The sequence below is a fragment of the Arthrobacter jiangjiafuii genome (genome assembly GCF_018622995.1).
Lineage (GTDB): Bacteria > Actinomycetota > Actinomycetes > Actinomycetales > Micrococcaceae > Arthrobacter_B > Arthrobacter_B jiangjiafuii.
In genome coordinates, this window is the sequence record NZ_CP076022.1 from 3,433,944 (window position 1) to 3,452,160 (window position 18,217).

Here is an 18,217-nt window from a genome sequence, read left to right on the forward strand (position 1 = left end):
GCAGTTCGGCGACCCGCAGGCGCATTCCACCGGGCCTACCCGGCGTCAAATGGCCTTGCCTGGATTCAGGATGCCCAGCGGGTCCAGGGCCCGGCGGATGGCGTGCTGCACGCCCACCGACACTGCCCCCAGCTCCTCCGCCACCCAGTCCCGTTTGAGCAGTCCAACCCCGTGCTCGCCGGTCAGGGTGCCGCCGAGCCGGTGGGCCAGATAGAACATCTGCCCCAGCGCCTCCTTGGCCGGCCCCTCCGTCACGGAGTCCTGCGGGTCCATCACGATCATCGGATGCAGGTTGCCGTCGGAGGCGTGCGCAATGGTGAAGATCCGCACTCCGGTGGCAGCAGAGATTTCCTCCAGCCCGGTCACGGCTTCCGCGAGCCTGCCGCGCGGTACCCCGATGTCGCCGATCGACACCCGGCCGATCTTCTCCAAGGACGGGATGGCCTCCCGCCGCGCCTTCACCAGGGCGGCTGCTTCGTCGTCGTCGGCCGCCTTGGTGCAGGAGGTGGCGTGCGGATTGATGGCGTCGAGCACCACCTCCTGTTCCAGGAACGCACCGTAACCGTCGGTCTGCACCAGCAGGAACGAAGCCCCGCGGGACCGGTAATCGGTGCCCAGTGCGGCATCCACCGCTTCCAGGGTCGGACCGTCGATGAGTTCCATCATGGACGGCTGGATCCGTGCCGCCACCACGGCAGAAGCAGCCCGTGCGGCGCTTTCAACGTCCGGGAAGAAGGCCGCCACGGTGGCAGTAGCCACCGGAAGCGGGCGCAGCCGCAGGGTGGCTTCGACCACGATGCCCAGCGTGCCTTCGGAACCGATGATCAGCGCATTGAGGTCATAGCCGGTGACACCCTTGATGGTTTCCCGGCCGGTGCGCAGTTCCCGCCCATCGGCCAGGATGACGCGCAGCGCCAGGACCGACTCGCGGGTGACTCCGTACTTGGCGCACCGCATCCCGCCGGCATTGGTGGCAATGTTGCCGCCGATGGAGCAGATGGCGGTACTGGCAGGATCCGGGGCGTAAAACAGGCCGTACTCGGCAGCGGCGGCATTGATTTCAGCATTCAGCACGCCGGGCTGCACCACGGCGAGCTGTTCCACCGGATCGATCCGCAGGATGTTATTCATCCGCGAGACGTCAAGCACCACCTCGCCGGACCGCGCGGACGAGCCGCCCGCCAGCCCGGTGCCCGCCCCGCGCGGCACCACCGGCACGCGGTGGTCGGTTGCCAGCTGCAGGGTGGCCACCACGTCTTCTGCGGATTCCGCGAAAACGACGCCGTCCGGATGCGTGTCGGCGACAAAACCCGAGCGGTCGGTGCTGGCCCGTTCCCGGTCCATGGGATCGGTGGAGGCGTGCGGGGCCGCGCCCAGCAGGTGATCCAGGGCCGCAGGTGCTGCGGTTCCCCAGACGGCATCGGGGTCGGAGAAAATACTCACGGCACCATCCAGTCCAGGACCGGCGTGGACTGCAGCCAGATCAGCAGGGTCATCAGCACCAGCAGCCCCAGGCTCCAGCCGATGAGCTTACGGAACAGCGTGCTTTCCGAGCCTTCCAAACCCACGGCCGCCGCGGCAATGGCCAGGTTCTGCAGCGACAGCATCTTCCCGAGGACGCCGGCGGAGGAGTTCGATGCCGCCATCAGGGTGGCTGACAGACCGGTTTCATTGGCGGCGGCAACCTGCAGCTGCCCGAACAGCGAGTTGGACGATGTGTCGGACCCGGTCAAGGCCACCCCGATCCAGCCCAGCAGCGGCGAGAGCAGGGCAAAGTATCCGCCGGCGGAGGCCAGCGCGACACCGAGCGTGGTGGTCTGTCCGGAGAGGTTCATGACAAAGGACAGTGCCAGCACCGCGCAGACCGTGACGATGGTCAGGCGCAGCTGCTTCAGGGTGTCCCCGTAGACCCTCACGCCCTGTCCCGGCCGGATCCGGTAAAGGAGCATCGTGAGGATGCCGGCGAACAGGAGCAGGGTGCCGGTGGCCCGGATGTGATCGAAGCGCAGGGTCTGCGCGCTGACGGCCTTGCCGCCCGAATCCACCACGTCGAGCCCCGGCCAGCGGAAGGTCACGCTGCCGATTTCGGTCAGCCAGGTCTTGATGACCGGGACCTGGGCCAGCGAGAACACCACAATGATGATCAGGTAGGGGGCGGTTGCCATCCAGACGCTGCGTGCATCGGGGCGGGCGTTGTCCCTGTCCGCAGGTGCTGCGGCGGAGCGGCGTCCGCGGGCGCCCTTGCCGTTCGGTGGGGTGCCGGTTGCCTGCGCGTCTGCCTGGGCGTCCGGACCTGCAGCTGCGGCCGACACTCCTGAACTGCCGGCGTCCACCGACTGGCGGGCCTCATCCACCGGTTGGCGGGCCTCCGTGGACTCCTGTACCTGCCCGGACATCCCGATAATTTCAGCCGGCTGCCAGACCCGCAGCATGAGCAGGACGGCGATAACCGTGGCGACGGCGGCCACGACGTCGGTCAGCTCCACCACGAAGAAGTTCGACGCGACGAACTGGGCCAGGCCAAACACGACTCCGGAGACCAGGGCCACCGGCCATGTCTGCCGCAGGCCGCGTTTCCCGTCTACCAGGAAGACCAGGATCAACGGGACCACCAGGGCAATAAACGGTGTCTGGCGCCCGGTCATCGAGGACAGTTCCTGGAGCGGAATCCCGGTCACCCCGTTCAGGGCGATAATCGGAGCGGCCATGGCTCCGAACGCAACCGGTGCGGTGTTGGCCAGCAGCGCCACGATGGCCGATTTCAGCGGCTTCATCCCGGCCGCCATCAACATGGCTGCGGCGATGGCCACCGGTGCGCCGAAGCCGGCCAGGGATTCCAGCAGCGCGCCGAAGCAGAAGGCAATCAGGATCGAGAGGATCCGCAGGTCATCCGAAATGGAACGGATGGTCCGGCCCAGGACCTCGAACCACGGCGTGGCGACGGTGAGTTTATAGATCCACAGGGCATTGATCAGAATCCAGAGAATGGGGAAGATCGCGTAAAACGCACCGAGTCCGGTGGCCGCCGCCACCTGTCCCACCGGCATCCGCCAGGCAATGGCGGCCAACAGGATGGACAGCACCAGGCTGATGATGCCGGCCTGCCAGGCCTTCATCCGGAATACGCCGAGCAGCACAAAAAGCACGAGCAGCGGGAGCGCGGCGAGGATCGCGGAAATGACCAGCGAGCCCCCTACCGGATCGATGATCTGTTGAAAGGCCTGCGTCTGGATATCCACAAAAACCCCTTTGTTTTTGCCGTGACTGGTGCCCACCCAGCACAGAGGGGCTCCCCCCGTTGCAGTGAACGTAGCGTTGACCCTAGGCTCCCCGGGTTCTCCGGTCAACGGGTGGCAAGCAAAAGAATCCTCCCCGGCAGCTGGCCCGCTGCCGGGGAGGATTCCTTTGCCGGGACCGGGCCGGGCCGTTAGGCGCTGGCCGCGGCCTCCTTGATGTCCTCGTCTTCGATTCCGAGCATCTCCAGCTTGCCGCTCTTGCGGTCTGCCAGGTACTCCTTCATTTCCCGCTTGATCACGGGAAGCAGCAGATACACGCCGAGCAGGTTCACGAACGCGCAGACAAAGAGGGCGGCGTCGGTGAAGCTGATGACCTGGCTGAAGGAGAGGACGCAGCCGGCAACGGTGAAGGTCAGGAAAATGACCTTGTAGGCGATTTCACGGCGGCGGCCGCGGCCGAAGAGGTATTCCCAGGATTTCAGGCCGTAGTAGGACCAGGTGATGAGGGTGGAGTAGGCGAAGAGGGCGACGGCGATGGAGAGCACCACGGGGAACCATGGCAGGACGGTGGCGAAGGCATCCGAGGTGAGGATGACGCCGTCGGGCGCATCCCCGCCGCCCTGCACCTGTTGGATCCCCGCCTGCAGGCTGGGCGCGCCGGCCATGATGATGGCCAGGGCGGTCATGGTGCAGATGAGGACGGTGTCCATGAGTGGCTCGAACAGGGCCACGAAGCCCTCGCTGACCGGCCGGCGGGTCTTGACCGCAGAATGCGCAATGGCTGCGGACCCCACCCCTGCCTCGTTCGAGAAGGACGCCCGCTGGAAACCGACGATCATGACGCCCACAACCCCGCCGGCGAAGCCTTCGGGACGGAAGGCGCCGTCGATGATGGCACCGAAGGCGGCCGGAACATTCTCGAAGTTCACGATGATGACGAACAGGCAGGCCACAATGTAGACGGCGGCCATGGCCGGTACCAGCTTGGAGGTGGTGGCGCCGATGGATTTGATGCCGCCCAGGATCACCACGGCCACCAGGACAGCCAGGACGACGCCGAACAGCAGGGCCGCGCCGGCGCTGCCGAGGATGCCGTCGTCGCCGCCGGTGACGTTCTGGATCTGGGCGAAGGTCTGGTTGGCCTGGAACATGTTGCCGCCGGCCACCCCGAACAGCAGGATCGCCACCGCGAAGGTTCCGGTGAGGATCTTGGCCGGCCACCGGCCGAAGCGCTTGAAGGCGACCGGCAGGTATTTGAACGGCCCGCCGCTGATCGAGCCGTCTTCATGGACCTCCCGGTACTTCACCCCGAGGGTGCACTCGGCAAATTTCGAGGCCATGCCGAGCAGGCCGGCCAGGATCATCCAGAAGGTCGCACCGGGCCCGCCGAGGGCCATGGCCGCACCGACGCCGGCGATGTTGCCGAGGCCCACGGTTCCGGACAGGGCGGAAGTCAGGGCCTGGAAGTGCGGCACCTCCCCCGGATCGTCTTTCGACGAGAACTTTCCGCGGATCACCTCGGCGGCCACTTTCAGGCCGCGGAACTGGATGAAACCAAAGTAAAAGGTGAAGACGACGCCGGCCACGATCAGCCAGGCGACGACGGCGGGGAAGCTGAGGGCGCCGACGGTGATCGGGAAGAACACGATTCCGGAAAACACCGCGGTGATCGGTTCGAAGAAGGAGTTGATGGTCGCATCGACGGAGCCAAGCCACCCCACCTCCGCGGATGCCGGGGCAAGCGGGACTGATCGGGCTGTGCTCATTCGTGTAAAACCTCGGTTCAAGTAAGCATGCTGTCGAATATGCCTACACAGCCTTACTTAAACCACTGGTGTTGCACAAATCACACTGGAAGCATCAGCGCCGCGCACGCAGTGCTGTCAGCCCTACGCGTCCTTTCTGCGGTTGAGGAAACCGGCGGTGGCGGGAGTGGGAGCGGCGCCGGGAGCGGGAATGGTGCCGGGGCTGGCGGCCGTGCCGGGGCTGGGAATGGTGCCGGGGTCCGGGATGGGGTCCGGGATGGGGTCCGGGATCACGGCGGGATCCGGAATTATGGCCGAAAAAACCGGCGGAAAGCCGAACACGCCGTTTGGTTCCATCGCGTCGAGGACTTCCTGCGAATCGGTGTCATCCGGCATTGGTTCGGGCTGGCGCCATTCCTGGGCGCGGTCCGGCACCGCGTTCCGGGTCAGCCCGTCGGTTTCCAGTTTCATTTCCTCGTCGAGGCGGCGCCCGTGCGTGGTGTTTCCGCGTTCAGCCATGATGGATTCCTCCCGTTAATGGACAGCAGGTGCACTCACTAAGCGTCCTTACGGTCTATCAAAGGAACCGGCAGTGCTCAACCTGCCACGGCCGCCCGGCTCAGCATTCCACCACATTCACGGCGAGGCCGCCGAGCGCGGTTTCCTTGTACTTCGAACTCATGTCGCGTCCGGTTTCGCGCATCGTCACGATCACTTCGTCCAGCGAAACACGGTGGTCGCCATCACCCCAGAGCGCCATCTTGGCCGCGTTGACGGCCTTGGCCGCGCCGATGGCGTTGCGCTCGATGCACGGCACCTGCACCAGCCCGCCAATCGGATCGCAGGTCAGGCCCAGGTTGTGTTCCATCGCGATTTCGGCGGCGTTTTCCACCTGCTCCGGGCTGCCGCCAAGGATCTCGGCCAGCCCGGCAGCCGCCATGGACGACGCCGATCCCACCTCACCCTGGCAGCCCACCTCGGCGCCGGAAATCGAGGCCTGCTCCTTGTAGAGGACGCCCACTGCTCCTGCTGTGAGCAGAAAACGCACGACGACGTCGTCGCGCTCCTCCTGCGTCGCGTTTTCCATGCCGGGGCCGTAGTGGGTGGCGTAGAACATCACCGCCGGGATGATCCCCGCCGCACCGTTGGTGGGTGCGGTGACCACGCGGCCGCCGGAGGCGTTTTCCTCGTTGACGGCCAGCGCCACCAGGTTCACCCATTCCTGCCAGAACCTGGGGTCCCGATCCGGATCCTCGGCGCGCAGCCGGGTGTGCCAGGCCGGGGCGCGGCGGCGGACCTTCAGTCCCCCGGGCAGCAGTCCGGTGCGGGAGATCGCGGAGTTCTTGCATTCCTCCATCACGTCGCGGATGTGCAGCAGTCCGGCGCGGATTTCGGCCTCGGAACGGGACACTTTTTCGTTGGCGAGCATGACCCCGCTGATGCTCAGCCCGTTGTCGGTGCAGTGCTGCAGCAGCCCGACGGCGGTGCGGAACGGAAACGGCAGCGCCGCCTTGGTGGATTCCAGCTCCAAGGCAGCTGCGCGCTCCTCGCCGTCGCGCACAATAAACCCGCCGCCCACGGAGAAGAACGTCGCCTCGTGCAGCACACCGCCGTCGGCCGCCATGGCGGCGAACTTCAAACCGTTGGTGTGCCGGGGCAGGACAGTGAGCGGATGCAGCACGATGTCCGCTTCCCCGTATTCCAGGATGCGGGAACCGGCACCGGGCACCTGCGAGCACAGCTGCAGTTTCCGGGTCGCTTCGATTGCGGCCAGGCGTTCTTCGACTTCGGCCGGCAGGATCTTCTCCGGCGCGAAGCCCTCCAGCCCCAGCAGCACCGCGGTCATGGTGCCGTGCCCGCGGCCGGTCGCCGCGAGCGACCCGTACAGGTCCACGCGGAGACCGGCCACGGACTCCAGGACGCCGGCGTCGGCCAGTTCCCCCGCGAAGACGGCAGCGGCACGCATCGGGCCCACGGTGTGTGAGCTCGAGGGGCCGATGCCCACGGAGAAGAGGTCAAAAACGCCGACAGCCATGGGGGGTTCCTTAGACGTGCGCCGGTGCAGTGGCCAGGTCGGCCACCTCGGTGTACAGCGGATGTGCCTTCGCCAGGGCGGTGACGCGGTCCTTCAGCGGCGAGAGGTCATCATCGGCACCGGCAATGAGTGCCAGCGCGATGATGTCCGCGACTTCACGGAACGCGTCCTCGCCGAAGCCACGGGTGGCCAGGGCGGGGGTGCCGATCCGCAGGCCGGAGGTGACCATGGGCGGGCGCGGGTCGAACGGCACGGCATTGCGGTTCACGGTGATGTCGATCTGCGCCAGCCGGTCTTCGCCTTCCTGCCCGTTCAGGGCAGCGTTGCGCAGGTCCACCAGCACCAGGTGCACGTCGGTGCCGCCGGAGATCACGGAGATGCCCTTGGCGGCGACGTCGTCGGCGAGCAGTCGCTCGGCGAGGATCCGGGCGCCGGCCAGGGTGCGTTCCTGGCGTTCCTTGAACTCCGGGGTGGCGGCGATCTTGAACGCGGTGGCCTTGCCGGCGATGACATGCTCCAGCGGGCCGCCCTGCTGTCCCGGGAAGACAGCGGAGTTGATCTTCTTGGCGATGTCGGCGTCGTTGGAGAGGATGATGCCGCCGCGCGGACCGGCCAGGGTCTTGTGCGTGGTGGAGGTGACCACGTGGGCGTGCGGGACCGGGCTGGGGTGCAGCCCGGCGGCGACGAGGCCGGCGAAGTGGGCCATGTCCACCATCAGGTAGGCGCCCACGGAATCGGCGATCCGGCGGAACTCGGCGAAGTCCAGCTGCCGGGCGTAGGCGGACCAGCCGGCGACGATCAGCTTCGGCTGGTGTTCCTGCGCCAGGCGCTGAACTTCGGCCATGTCGATCCGCTGCGTGTCCTCGGCAACGTTGTACGGCACCACGTTGTAGAGGCGGCCGGAGAAGTTGATCTTCATGCCGTGCGTGAGGTGTCCGCCGTGGGCCAGGGACAGACCCAGGATGGTGTCGCCCGGACGGATCAGGGCGTGCATCACCGAGGCGTTCGCCTGTGCGCCGGAGTGCGGCTGCACGTTCGCGAAGCCCGCGCCGAAGAGGTCCTTGGCCCGGTCGATGGCCAGCTGCTCGATGACGTCCACGTATTCGCAGCCGCCGTAGTAGCGCCGGCCCGGGTAGCCCTCGGCATACTTGTTGGTCAGCACGGAACCCTGGGATTCCATCACGGCCACGGAGGTGTGGTTCTCCGAAGCGATCATTTCCAGGCCGGACTGCTGGCGGCGGCGCTCGTTGTCGATCTGCTGCGCCACCTCCGGGTCGATCTGCGCGAGGTGCGCGTTCAGGTAATCGGTCACAGCTCGCCGCCGTTCTTCTCTGCGTACTCCTCGGCGCTGAGCAGCGCACCCTCGGAGGTGGTGTTGACGGTGAAGAGCCAGCCGGCACCGTACGGGTCCTCGTTCAGCAGGGCCGGGTTGTCGATGGCCTCCTGGTTGATCTCCACGATTTCGCCGGAGACCGGTGCGTACAGGTCCGAGACGGACTTGGTGGACTCCACTTCGCCGCAGGTCTCGCCCGCGGTGATGACGGAACCGACCTCGGGCAGGTCAACGTACACCACGTCGCCCAGGGCGTCGGCGGCGACGGCGGAAATGCCGACCTTTACGGGGCTGGAACCGTCCACCCACTCGTGTTCGGCCGAATAGCGGAGTCCTGCATCAACTTTGCTCATGGGATGTGCCTTTCACTGCGTCTGCTGGTTCTGTACTAGTTCAAAGTCTAGGTCTGGGGGCCGTCCGGGCGGCATTTCGCCGCCCGGACGGTGCTACTTCGCGCGCTTGTAGAACGGGAGGGCGACGACGGTGAAGGGCTCGGGCTTGCCGCGCAGGTCCACCTGGACTTCCGTGCCCGGCTCGGCGAAGGCCGTGTCGACGTAGGCCAGTGCAACCGGATAGCCAAGCGTGGGGCTCGGGGCGCCGGAGGTGACTTCGCCGATCACGGCGCCATCGGAAAGGACCGGGTAGTGCGAGCGGCCGGCGCGGCGGCCGGCCCCTTTCAGGCCGACGAGGCGGCGGGCCGGAGCCTGCTCCTTCTTGGCTTCCAGGGCGGCGCGGCCCACGAAGTCGCCCTCCTTGGAGAGGGCGACGACCGGACCGAGGCCGGCGGCGTAGGGGTCCAGGTCCAGGGAGAGCTCGTTGCCGTACAGCGGCATGCCCGCTTCCAGGCGCAGCGAATCCCGGCAGGCCAGGCCGGCGGGAATCAGGCCCGACTCCGCACCCGCGGCGAGCAGCGCACCCCAGAGGGCCGCGGCGTCGTCGTTCGGGACGTAGATCTCGAAGCCGTCTTCACCGGTGTAACCGGTGCGTGCCAGCAGCAGGTTCAGGGTGCGCTCCCCCGCTTCCCCGCCCACGGCCAGGTCCACGGTGTCAGCGGCGTAGTACTTCATTCCGGTGACCTTTTCCGCCTGGCCGGCGGGTACCAGGGCCAGGACGATGGCCTCGGCGTTCGGGCCCTGCACGGCGACCAGGGATGTGTCGGCGGAGGCGTCGTGGACCCGGACGTCGAAGCCGTCGGCGCGGGCGGCCAGCTCGGCGGCCACCACCGGGGCGTTGCCGGCGTTGGGCACCACCAGGTAGGAGTCTTCGGCGAGCCGGTAGCTGATCAGGTCATCGATGATCCCGCCGGCCTCGTTGGTGATCAGCGAGTACTTGGCGCGCCCCACCTTCACGGCGGACAGCTTGCCGGTGAGCGCGTAGTCCAGGAAGGCGCCGGCGTCGGGGCCGGTGACCTCCACTTCGCCCATGTGGGAGAGGTCAAAGAGGCCGGCGGCTTTGCGGACCGCGTGGTGCTCGGCCAGCTCCGAGCTGTACTTCAGGGGCATCTGCCAGCCGCCGAAGTCGGTGAAGGAGGCGCCGAGGCGTTTGTGCTCTTCGTAGAGGGCAGTGAATTTCTCAGTCATGATCGCGGTCCTTCAGTTCTCAAAGTCTTCGATGGGCGGGCAGGAGCAGACGAGGTTCCGGTCGCCGGCGGCGCCGTCGATCCGTCCCACCGGCGGGAAGTACTTGTCCATCCGCTGGCTCGCCAGCGGGAAGGCGGCCTGCTCGCGCGGGTAGGCGCGGTCCCATTCGTTGCCGGCGACGACGACGGCGGTGTGCGGCGCGTTGCGCAGCGGGCTGCCCTCGAGGGAAAAGTCTCCGGCAGCGACCTGGTCGATTTCGGCGCGGATCGCGATCATGGCGTCGATGAAGCGGTCGATTTCGCCCAGGTCCTCGGACTCGGTGGGTTCGACCATCAGGGTTCCGGCGACCGGGAAGGACAGCGTGGGGGCGTGGAAACCGTAGTCCACCAGGCGCTTGGCCACGTCTTCGGCGGTGACGCCGGTCCGGGCCGTGAGCCCGCGCAGGTCCAGGATGCACTCGTGGGCCACGAGCCCGCCGCGTCCGGTGTAGAGGACCGGGAAGTACTCGTTGAGCCGGGCGGCCACGTAGTTGGCGGAGAGCAGGGCACTCTTGGTGGCTTCGGTCAGCCCCTCGCCGCCCATGAGGTTCACGTAGGCCCAGGAGATCGGCAGCACGCCGGCGGAGCCGAAGCGCGAGGCGGAGACGGGGATGTCCTCGCCCTCGGTCCAGGTCGCGGCGTCGCCGGGCAGGAACGGTGCCAGGTGCGACTTCACGGCCACCGGACCCACGCCGGGTCCGCCGCCGCCGTGCGGGATGCAGAAGGTCTTGTGCAGGTTCAGGTGTGACACGTCGCCGCCGAATTCGCCCGGCTGGGCGAGCCCGACCAGGGCGTTGAGATTGGCGCCGTCGATGTAGACCTGGCCGCCGGCCTCGTGCACGGCATCGCAGACGTCGCGGACGTCGTCGTCGAACACGCCGTGGGTGGACGGGTAGGTGATCATGATCGCGGAGAGGTTCTCCCGGTGCGCGTCGATCTTGGCGCGCAGGTCGGCGTGGTCGATCGCGCCGTCGCCGGCCGTTGCCACGACCACCACCTTCATGCCGGCGAGCACTGCGGAGGCTGCGTTGGTGCCGTGCGCGGAGGCGGGGATCAGGCAGACGTTGCGCTGGGTCTCGCCGCGGGAATGGTGGTAGCCGCGGATCGCGAGCAGGCCGGCCAGCTCACCCTGGGAGCCGGCGTTGGGCTGGATGGAGACCTGGTCGTAGCCGGTGATGACGGCGAGCTTGGCTTCCAGGTCGGCAATGAGTTCACGCCAGCCTTCGGTCTGGGAATCCGGAGCGAAGGGGTGGATGGAGGCGAACTCCGGCCAGGTCATGGACTGCATTTCCGCAGTGGCGTTCAGCTTCATGGTGCACGAGCCCAGCGGGATCATGGTGCGGTCCAGGGCCAGGTCGCGGTCCGAGAGGCGGCGCAGGTAGCGCAGCATCTGGGTTTCGGAGCGGTGGGTATGGAAGACCGGGTGGGTCATGAACTCGGAGCTGCGCAGCAGCTGCGCGTCCAGGGTGAACCCTTCGACGGCTTCGGCGGCAGCGGCGATCGAGGTGGCCGGGGCGCCGAAGGCGGCGGCGACGTCCACGATGATGGCCTCGGTGGTGGTCTCGTCGCAGGAGACGCCGACGGTGTCGGCGTCAATGTGCCGCAGGTTGATGCCGCGGGCCTCGGCGGCGGCGACGATCGCGGCAGCCTTGCCGGGGACGCGGGCGGTGACGGTGTCGAAGAAGGAGTCGTGCAGCAGTTCGATCCCGGCGTCCTGCAGGGCGGTGGCCAGGGTCCGGGCCGAGTTGTGGGCGCGGCGGGCGATCGCGGTGAGGCCCTGCGGTCCGTGGTAGACGGCGTACATGGAGGCGACGATGGCCAGCAGCGCCTGCGCGGTGCAGATGTTGGACGTGGCCTTCTCGCGGCGGATGTGCTGTTCACGGGTCTGCAGCGCGAGGCGGTAGGCGGGCGTACCCGCGGAGTCCTTGGAGACCCCCACCAGGCGGCCGGGCAGGGAGCGTTCCAGGCCCTTGCGCACCGCCATGTAGGCAGCGTGCGGGCCGCCGAAGAACAGCGGCACGCCAAAGCGCTGCACGGAGCCGACGGCGATGTCGGCGCCCTGCTCCCCGGGAGGGGTGATCAGGGTCAGGGCCAGCAGGTCGGCGGCCACCGTGACGAGTGCGCCGCGCTCCTTGGCTTCGGCGATGACCGGTCCGAGGTCGCGGACCACACCGGAGACTCCCGGCTGCTGCAGCACGACGCCGGTGATGTCGCCGTCGGGCAGGCCGTTGGCCAGGTCGGTGACGATCACGTCGAAGTCCAGGGCCTTGGCCCGGCCCTTGACCACGGCGATGGTCTGCGGCAGTGCCTCGGAGTCGAGCACGATGGCGCCGTTGGCCTTCGACTTGTTGGACCGGCGCATCAGCAGCACGGCTTCAGCAACTGCAGTGGCTTCATCCAGCAGGGAGGCGTTGGCGATCGGCAGGGCGGTGAGGTCCTGGACCATGGTCTGGAAGTTCAGCAGGGCTTCGAGCCGGCCCTGGGAAATTTCCGGCTGGTAGGGGGTGTAGGCGGTGTACCAGGCGGGATCCTCGACGACGTTGCGCAGGATCACCGGCGGGGTGTGCGTGCCGTAGTAGCCCTGGCCGATCATCTGCACGGCCGTCTTGTTCTTTCCGGCGATCACGCGCAGCTGCGCCAGGGTTTCCTCTTCGGAGCGGGCCGGATCGAGGACCAGGGGGTTGGCCTGCCGGATGGCGGCGGGAACGGCCATGTCCGCGAGGGAATCGAGGCTGTCATAACCGACGGCCTTCAGCATGGTTTCGGCGGCACCGGCGCGGGCACCGATGTGGCGGTCGACAAAGGCGGCGGCAGGCTCGGCGGCCGGGGAATCAGTTCTCATCATGGGCTCCAGGAAAGGCAGACGGGGGTACGCCAACGAACGTTGGGTCCTCCCCGCTCTGTATCGGACCTGAGAGATTCCGCGGGGGTGGCCCCGCTTGCACCGTCGGTGAACTTCGCACCGGGGTGCGGAAGCTGCTTTCCAGAGTTGCCTCGCTGTGGCGGTACAGGGGCCTGAGAGATTCCCGGGGAGGGTTTGCTCCTACGGCGCCCGCCGGTGCAGTGGTTGGCTGCAAAAACGCGGGACTCTCCCGCCACGGCTGATAAAGGCATATTCACTTGTGTATATCCACGTGCGACCCTACCCTGCGGCAGGTGCCCCATCAAGAGAGTGACGGCGGCCGCATTGTTGTTGACGCCGCCGCCACCGCGGCGAGGGGGTGTGTCCAGGGCCCCGGCGCCCCAAATTGACAGGGCCGGGGCGCTGATTCCAAACTTGAGTGTCGGCGGTGGCGCCAACAACCTCATGTGGTCTCTGAAAGAGATGCCGCTCCCCGAGTACGTAGCGGCGTCGCGTGCGCCGGCGGGTGCCAAATTCAGAAAAGAGCCCAATGTCTGACCGCATGACCCGCCCCTCCCCTGCGGAGATCCTTCCCGGGGGAACGAGTTCCTCCTCCGAACCGGAACTCGCCCGCTCCCTCTCCAGCCGGCACATCCAGCTCCTGGCCATCGGCGGTGCCATCGGCACCGGCCTGTTCATGGGCTCCGGCAAGACAATTTCCGTGGCCGGACCGTCGGTGATCTTCGTCTACATGGTCATTGGCTTCATGCTTTTCTTCGTCATGCGCGCCATGGGCGAACTACTGCTCTCCAACCTCAAGTACAAGTCCTTCACCGACTTCTCCGCCGATCTGCTGGGCCCGTGGGCAGGGTTCTTCACCGGCTGGACCTACTGGTTCTGCTGGGTGGTCACCGGCATTGCCGATGTGGTGGCCATTTCCCACTACGTCACCTTCTGGTGGGCCGACGCTCCGCTGTGGATTCCCGCACTGGCCTGCATCCTGGCGCTGGTGGCCCTGAACCTTCCCAGCGTCAAGGCGTTCGGCGAGGCCGAATTCTGGTTTGCGCTGGTCAAGATCCTGGCCATTGTCACCCTCATCGTGGTGGGCCTGGTCATGATCTTCACCCGCTTCGAATCCGGCGGCAATGACGTTGCAGGCTTCAACAACCTCTGGGAGCACGGCGGGTTCTTCCCCACCGGACCCATGGGCTTCGTGGCCGGCTTCCAGATTGCCGTGTTCGCGTTTGTGGGCATTGAACTGGTGGGAACCGCGGCAGCGGAAACCAAGGATCCCGAGAAGAACCTTCCGCGGGCCATCAACTCCATTCCGCTGCGCATCATGCTCTTCTATGTAGGCGCCCTGGTGGTGCTGATTTCCGTGGTTCCGTGGGACAGGTTCAGCGCCGACGAAAGCCCCTTCGTGGGCATGTTCGCCCTCGCAGGGCTGGGCGCCGCATCCGCCGTCGTGAACTTCGTGGTCCTGACCTCGGCTGCTTCCTCCGCGAATTCAGGGATATATTCCACCTCGCGCATGGTTTTCGGCCTGGCGCACGACGGCGATGCCCCCAAGGCGTTCGGCCGCCTCTCACGGCGCAAGGTGCCGCAGAACGCCCTGTTCTTCTCCTGCACCTTCCTGCTGGCCGGGGTGGTGCTGCTGTACGCCGGCGAGTCGGTCAGCGCGGCCTTCACCCTGGTCAGCACCATCTCGGCGCTGTGCTTCATGTTTGTCTGGACGCTGATCCTGGTCAGCTACCTGGTGTACCGCCGCCGCCGGCCGCAGCTGCATGCGGCCTCCACCTTCAAACTGCCCGGCGGCGTCGTGATGGTCTATGTGGTGCTGGCGTTCTTCGGCTTCATTCTCTGGGCGCTGACCACCCAGGCCGACACGCTGCAGGCGCTGCTGGTCACCCCGGTCTGGTTTGCCCTGCTCGGCGTGGTCTACGCTTTCCTGCGCCGGACCCCGCTGCACCAGGCCCGTGTGGCTGAACACAAGGCGATGGTCGCCGCCGAGCAGGCCGCACTGGTTCGCTAGCCGCGCTTCCTACCCGCGGGTGAAGGCCAGATAGCGGCGGGCGGACTCCTGCACAATGCGGTCGGCGCCGTGCGGGATGATCCGGTCCCACCAGCCCCCGTAGAGGCGCTCGTAACGCAGCGGTTCGAGGGCCGCGGCGGCCGCCTTCACCGTTTCGGGCCGCTCGGGGATCTGGTTGGGATAGCTGTACAGGAACGAGACGTGGGTCCGGTCGGGGATGACGTTGATGATGTCGCCGGTGAACAACGCGCCACCCCCGTCCGGATCGTCCATCCAGTGCAGCACGGTGCCGCCGGCAAAGTGGATGCCGGCCCGGTACAGGGTCAGGGCGGGGGCCAAACTGTGGCGCTCACCCTTCCAGAACTGCAGATGGTCATCCGCCCGCCCCACCCACCGCCGGTCCGCGGCATGCAGGTAAACAGGCGCGTCGAATTCCCGGGCCCATTCGGCCATGGTGGTGTAAAAATGCGGGTGGCTGATGGCGATGGCGCTGATTCCGCCTTCGGCCCGGATCAGGGCCGCCAACTCATCGTCCAGATAGGCCTGGCAATCCCACAGGATGTTGCCGCCCGCCGCCTTGACCAGCAGCGCGCGCTGGCCGATGGCGAAGGAAGGCTCGCACCCGATGCCCAGCACGCCCGGACCCTGGGCATGGATGCTGCCCCGGTGCGAGGGCCCGCGCAGCTTCTCCAGCGTGGTCCAGGCCTGGCCGGTCAGCGGCACATACTGGCGCTCGTCGTCGCAGATCGGGCAATCGCTGCGGGAGGCGCCGTACTGGGTGCCGCAGGTGACGCACAGCGGCAGGTTCCCGGGGGCGTCGAAGGAAGGGGCTGCGGCGGGATCGGCCGCCGGTTCTGCGGAGGAGGGCGCTGGCATGGGCCCTAGTAGAACACGCTTGCGTTTCAGCTGACAGGGTTGCCGCCAAACCCCGGCAAGCTGCTGGCATGAAGCCGTGCTTTCGGCCAGCAGCCGCCCGGGATACTAGGCCTGCGGGTAGGGCAGGTACTGCTGCTGCTGGGCGCCGGCGTCGTACCGGGCACCCTCAGGCTTGCTGGGCAGGAGCGAGAAGACCAGGATCGCGATGCCGCCCACGAACGGGACGAGGCCGAGCAGGATGAACCAGGCACTGAAACCGCCGTCGTGCAGGCGGCGGACCAGCAGTGCCACGCCCGGGACCAGAACAGCCAGCGAGTACAGCATCATCAGGCCGGCAGGAACCATGAAGGCAGAGCCGGTCAGCTCGTTGGTCCACGGATCAATGCTGTTGGCCATCGACATCATCAGCCAGATGTACAGGACCGTGGTGACCACGGTGTTCAGGAGCATGACCCACCAGTACTCGCTGCGGCTGGCGCGGCCGGAGAACGTGGCGTACTTCTTGAAGTACCTCTTAACGGCCTGCCCGAAAGAGGCGCCGTACAGCGGCTGGGACAGGTCCTCAGGCTTCACGGGCGCGGAATCGAACTGGGCATTCTGGACAGACATTGGTTTTCCCCCAAAGGATTCGTGTTGAAAAAACCAATGCTAACCTTTCCGGGCGCCGCACCGCAGGCAACCGTTCCGGCCTAATACACCACGGTTCCGGTGGAGCTGACGGCACTGTCGGCCGATCCGGCCCTGGTGCTCACCTCCACCTGGATGCCCAGGCTGTGCAGGGGGTTGCCGAGGGCCAGAGCCAGGTCCGGAACCACCGCCTGCTGGATCCGGTCCACCACCGCCCTGATGTCGGCCCGGGCATCGACCGTCACTTTCAGGGTCAAGTCCGGTTCCTCCGGGGTGCCGCGGACCAGGGCTGTGGCACCCCGCACCCCGGGGATCCGTTCGGTGGCGGTCTCCACGGCAGCGGCCAGTACGGGGGGATTGCAGACAGTAATGCCACGTGCGGGGTCCTCCTGCAGCCGGAACTCTCCGGCAGCACGCCGCCGGGGAATCTGGGCCAGCAGCCACCACAGCCCCAGCAGGCCAAGCAGGAGACCGGCAACCAGTGCGGTGACGGGAGCATATTGGCTTCCGGTCAGCGTTTCCGGAGAGCCACCCAGCACCGGCTCCGCGGGACGGCCCACCACTCCCGAGGCCAGCAGCAGGACCCAGACCCCCGCCGCCAGGCACAGCAGGCCAAGGATGGTCAGCCAAACACGGTTGGTGGTCCCCGCGTGTGCCCGCATGGTGTTCCTCGTTCCTCTGGTGCTTTCCGTGGGAGGTTCCGCCAAGGCCTTCAGCTGCTGGACCTGATGGTGACGGTGATATGCGGAACCGGGTCCAGCCCGGAGGCCTGCAGCCGGGAGGAGACGCCGTCCGCCACCCAGTGCTGCAGGTCGGCGGTATTGCGCAGCGCCGTTGTCACGTTCACCCTCACTTCCCGGTCCGATGCCGTTGCCGAGGCTGAGGACACCCCGTCAATGTGTTCGCAGGTGGCTGCGGCCAGGCGGGCAGCGGCCCGGCGCGGCATGACTGCCTCGCTGGTGCCGGTTACCTCGGGGCTGGGTTCCAGATGCAGGGGCAGGGAGTGGAAGCGTCCCGGGATCAGCACGGTCAACAGCAGGAGAGCCCCGATCACCGCCAGGACAATACCCGCGATCCAGCTGCCGGGGCTGTTCCAGCTCAGTGAGGCCAGCCAATCGGGTACCGCTGTGAAGAAGCGGGGCCACTGTCCTTCGACGAGCCGGGCGATCGCCGCCCAGACCAGAAAGACTCCGGCCGCCAGCAGGACCAAGGAGCAAACGACCGCCGGCACCGCGCGGCTGGGCCGGGGACGCAGCCGGACCCGGGGCCCGTTCACTGCAGCCTCCGCCGGACGTCGTCCGGAGGATCGAGCTCCAGCCAGGAAACAGTGACGTCCACTTGGCGCACCTCGACGCCGGTCAGCTCCGTCACCCGGGCGGATATGCGGTCCCGGAGCCGGTCCGCGGCCTGGCGGAGCGGGACCGGATAGGGCAGGCCTACCTCCACCCGCAGCGTGGCCACACTGCCCGACACCTCCACGGTTGCCTGCGGCCGTGCGGAGAGATCCGCCTGCGCGCCGATGCCGAGGAACCCGCCCGAGCTGCCGCCCGCGTCGGTTTCATCCTTCGCGACCTGTCCGGCGATTTTCTCCAGCACCTTCCGGGCCAGCACCGTGGTTCCGCGGTCCCCTACCTCCCGGCGGGGAGGCCTGCCGCCCGGTGCGCGTCCCTTTTCAATCCCGGGTGCGCTCATCTGCTGGACGCTCTGCCAAACAGCGACTGCACATCAAGCCTGCCGTCCGCGGCCAGGCCTATCAACAGCCCGATCAGGCCGAAGAGCAGCGTCAGCAGGAAGGCGTACCACCCTCCGAATGCCAACACGATCCCCAGGACCAGCCCGATCGCCAAGCACCATTTTGTTGCGGACATGTGGT

The 18,217-nt window shown here is 67.2% G+C and carries 16 protein-coding genes and 1 riboswitch; of the genes, 1 reads left to right on the forward strand and 15 read right to left on the reverse strand.

What is annotated here, in order from left to right:
* Positions 1–45 precede the first annotated feature (45 nt).
* The 9 genes from KKR91_RS16155 to gcvP all read right to left on the reverse strand — a co-directional run bounded on the left by KKR91_RS16155 (position 46) and on the right by gcvP (position 12,809).
* Positions 46–1,344: an FAD-binding oxidoreductase gene (locus KKR91_RS16155; RefSeq protein WP_210228237.1), complete on the reverse strand. Its 1,299-nt coding sequence runs from the start codon at positions 1,342–1,344 to the stop codon at positions 46–48.
* 95 nt (positions 1,345–1,439) lie between these two features.
* On the reverse strand, positions 1,440–3,239 hold the full coding sequence (locus tag KKR91_RS16160) for an L-lactate permease (protein WP_237687418.1): 1,800 nt from the start codon (positions 3,237–3,239) through the stop codon (positions 1,440–1,442).
* Positions 3,240–3,427: 188 nt separating this feature from the next.
* Entirely contained in the window at positions 3,428–5,002 is a 1,575-nt protein-coding gene (locus tag KKR91_RS16165) for an alanine/glycine:cation symporter family protein (protein WP_210227314.1), read from the reverse strand.
* A gap of 123 nt (positions 5,003–5,125) precedes the next feature.
* Positions 5,126–5,500: a hypothetical protein gene (locus KKR91_RS16170; RefSeq protein ID WP_210227313.1), complete on the reverse strand. Its 375-nt coding sequence runs from the start codon at positions 5,498–5,500 to the stop codon at positions 5,126–5,128.
* 100 nt (positions 5,501–5,600) lie between these two features.
* The gene (locus KKR91_RS16175; RefSeq protein ID WP_210227311.1) at positions 5,601–7,016 is read right to left on the reverse strand and encodes an L-serine ammonia-lyase; all 1,416 of its coding nucleotides are present in this window, start codon (positions 7,014–7,016) and stop codon (positions 5,601–5,603) included.
* A gap of 10 nt (positions 7,017–7,026) precedes the next feature.
* Positions 7,027–8,328, reverse strand: coding sequence for a serine hydroxymethyltransferase (gene glyA / locus KKR91_RS16180; protein WP_273544902.1), 1,302 nt, complete (start codon positions 8,326–8,328; stop codon positions 7,027–7,029).
* Complete coding sequence (gene gcvH, locus KKR91_RS16185) at positions 8,325–8,702, reverse strand: glycine cleavage system protein GcvH (protein WP_210227309.1); 378 nt, start codon at positions 8,700–8,702, stop codon at positions 8,325–8,327. Before gcvH ends, glyA begins: the two co-directional genes overlap by 4 nt.
* 93 nt (positions 8,703–8,795) lie before the next feature.
* Complete coding sequence (gcvT, locus tag KKR91_RS16190) at positions 8,796–9,929, reverse strand: glycine cleavage system aminomethyltransferase GcvT (RefSeq protein WP_210227307.1); 1,134 nt, start codon at positions 9,927–9,929, stop codon at positions 8,796–8,798.
* 12 nt (positions 9,930–9,941) lie between these two features.
* Positions 9,942–12,809: an aminomethyl-transferring glycine dehydrogenase gene (gcvP, locus tag KKR91_RS16195; protein ID WP_210227305.1), complete on the reverse strand. Its 2,868-nt coding sequence runs from the start codon at positions 12,807–12,809 to the stop codon at positions 9,942–9,944.
* Positions 12,810–12,960: 151 nt separating this feature from the next.
* Positions 12,961–13,072: riboswitch (glycine riboswitch) on the reverse strand.
* Positions 13,073–13,371: 299 nt separating this feature from the next.
* Between gcvP and cycA the strand changes: the two genes are divergently transcribed.
* Entirely contained in the window at positions 13,372–14,841 is a 1,470-nt protein-coding gene (gene cycA / locus KKR91_RS16200; protein WP_210228231.1) for a D-serine/D-alanine/glycine transporter, read from the forward strand.
* Between the two features lie 9 nt (positions 14,842–14,850).
* Here cycA and KKR91_RS16205 read toward each other — a convergent pair whose 3' ends face one another.
* From KKR91_RS16205 to KKR91_RS16230, 6 genes are all read right to left on the reverse strand, one after another.
* Positions 14,851–15,717, reverse strand: coding sequence for an MBL fold metallo-hydrolase (locus tag KKR91_RS16205; RefSeq protein ID WP_215057249.1), 867 nt, complete (start codon positions 15,715–15,717; stop codon positions 14,851–14,853).
* Positions 15,718–15,822: 105 nt separating this feature from the next.
* On the reverse strand, positions 15,823–16,326 hold the full coding sequence (locus tag KKR91_RS16210; RefSeq protein WP_210227304.1) for a DUF805 domain-containing protein: 504 nt from the start codon (positions 16,324–16,326) through the stop codon (positions 15,823–15,825).
* 80 nt (positions 16,327–16,406) lie between these two features.
* On the reverse strand, positions 16,407–17,006 hold the full coding sequence (gene amaP / locus KKR91_RS16215; protein WP_210227303.1) for an alkaline shock response membrane anchor protein AmaP: 600 nt from the start codon (positions 17,004–17,006) through the stop codon (positions 16,407–16,409).
* Positions 17,007–17,056: 50 nt separating this feature from the next.
* Complete coding sequence (locus tag KKR91_RS16220) at positions 17,057–17,620, reverse strand: DUF6286 domain-containing protein (RefSeq protein WP_210227302.1); 564 nt, start codon at positions 17,618–17,620, stop codon at positions 17,057–17,059.
* Positions 17,617–18,036: an Asp23/Gls24 family envelope stress response protein gene (locus KKR91_RS16225; RefSeq protein ID WP_210227301.1), complete on the reverse strand. Its 420-nt coding sequence runs from the start codon at positions 18,034–18,036 to the stop codon at positions 17,617–17,619. The genes KKR91_RS16220 and KKR91_RS16225 overlap by 4 nt, the downstream gene beginning before the upstream one ends.
* Positions 18,033–18,212, reverse strand: coding sequence for a hypothetical protein (locus KKR91_RS16230; RefSeq protein ID WP_210227299.1), 180 nt, complete (start codon positions 18,210–18,212; stop codon positions 18,033–18,035). Before KKR91_RS16230 ends, KKR91_RS16225 begins: the two co-directional genes overlap by 4 nt.
* Positions 18,213–18,217: the final 5 nt, after the last annotated feature.

Coding starts and splice junctions, on each gene's coding strand:
- amaP (WP_210227303.1), bottom strand. CDS start 17,006: ATGCGGGCACACGCGGGGACCACCAACCGTGTTTGGCTGACCATCCTT.
- KKR91_RS16155 (WP_210228237.1), bottom strand. CDS start 1,344: ATGGACCGGGAACGGGCCAGCACCGACCGCTCGGGTTTTGTCGCCGAC.
- KKR91_RS16175 (WP_210227311.1), bottom strand. CDS start 7,016: ATGGCTGTCGGCGTTTTTGACCTCTTCTCCGTGGGCATCGGCCCCTCG.
- KKR91_RS16170 (WP_210227313.1), bottom strand. CDS start 5,500: ATGGCTGAACGCGGAAACACCACGCACGGGCGCCGCCTCGACGAGGAA.
- KKR91_RS16230 (WP_210227299.1), bottom strand. CDS start 18,212: ATGTCCGCAACAAAATGGTGCTTGGCGATCGGGCTGGTCCTGGGGATC.
- cycA (WP_210228231.1), top strand. CDS start 13,372: ATGACCCGCCCCTCCCCTGCGGAGATCCTTCCCGGGGGAACGAGTTCC.
- KKR91_RS16225 (WP_210227301.1), bottom strand. CDS start 18,036: ATGAGCGCACCCGGGATTGAAAAGGGACGCGCACCGGGCGGCAGGCCT.
- gcvP (WP_210227305.1), bottom strand. CDS start 12,809: ATGAGAACTGATTCCCCGGCCGCCGAGCCTGCCGCCGCCTTTGTCGAC.
- gcvH (WP_210227309.1), bottom strand. CDS start 8,702: ATGAGCAAAGTTGATGCAGGACTCCGCTATTCGGCCGAACACGAGTGG.
- KKR91_RS16205 (WP_215057249.1), bottom strand. CDS start 15,717: ATGCCAGCGCCCTCCTCCGCAGAACCGGCGGCCGATCCCGCCGCAGCC.
- KKR91_RS16165 (WP_210227314.1), bottom strand. CDS start 5,002: ATGAGCACAGCCCGATCAGTCCCGCTTGCCCCGGCATCCGCGGAGGTG.
- gcvT (WP_210227307.1), bottom strand. CDS start 9,929: ATGACTGAGAAATTCACTGCCCTCTACGAAGAGCACAAACGCCTCGGC.
- KKR91_RS16210 (WP_210227304.1), bottom strand. CDS start 16,326: ATGTCTGTCCAGAATGCCCAGTTCGATTCCGCGCCCGTGAAGCCTGAG.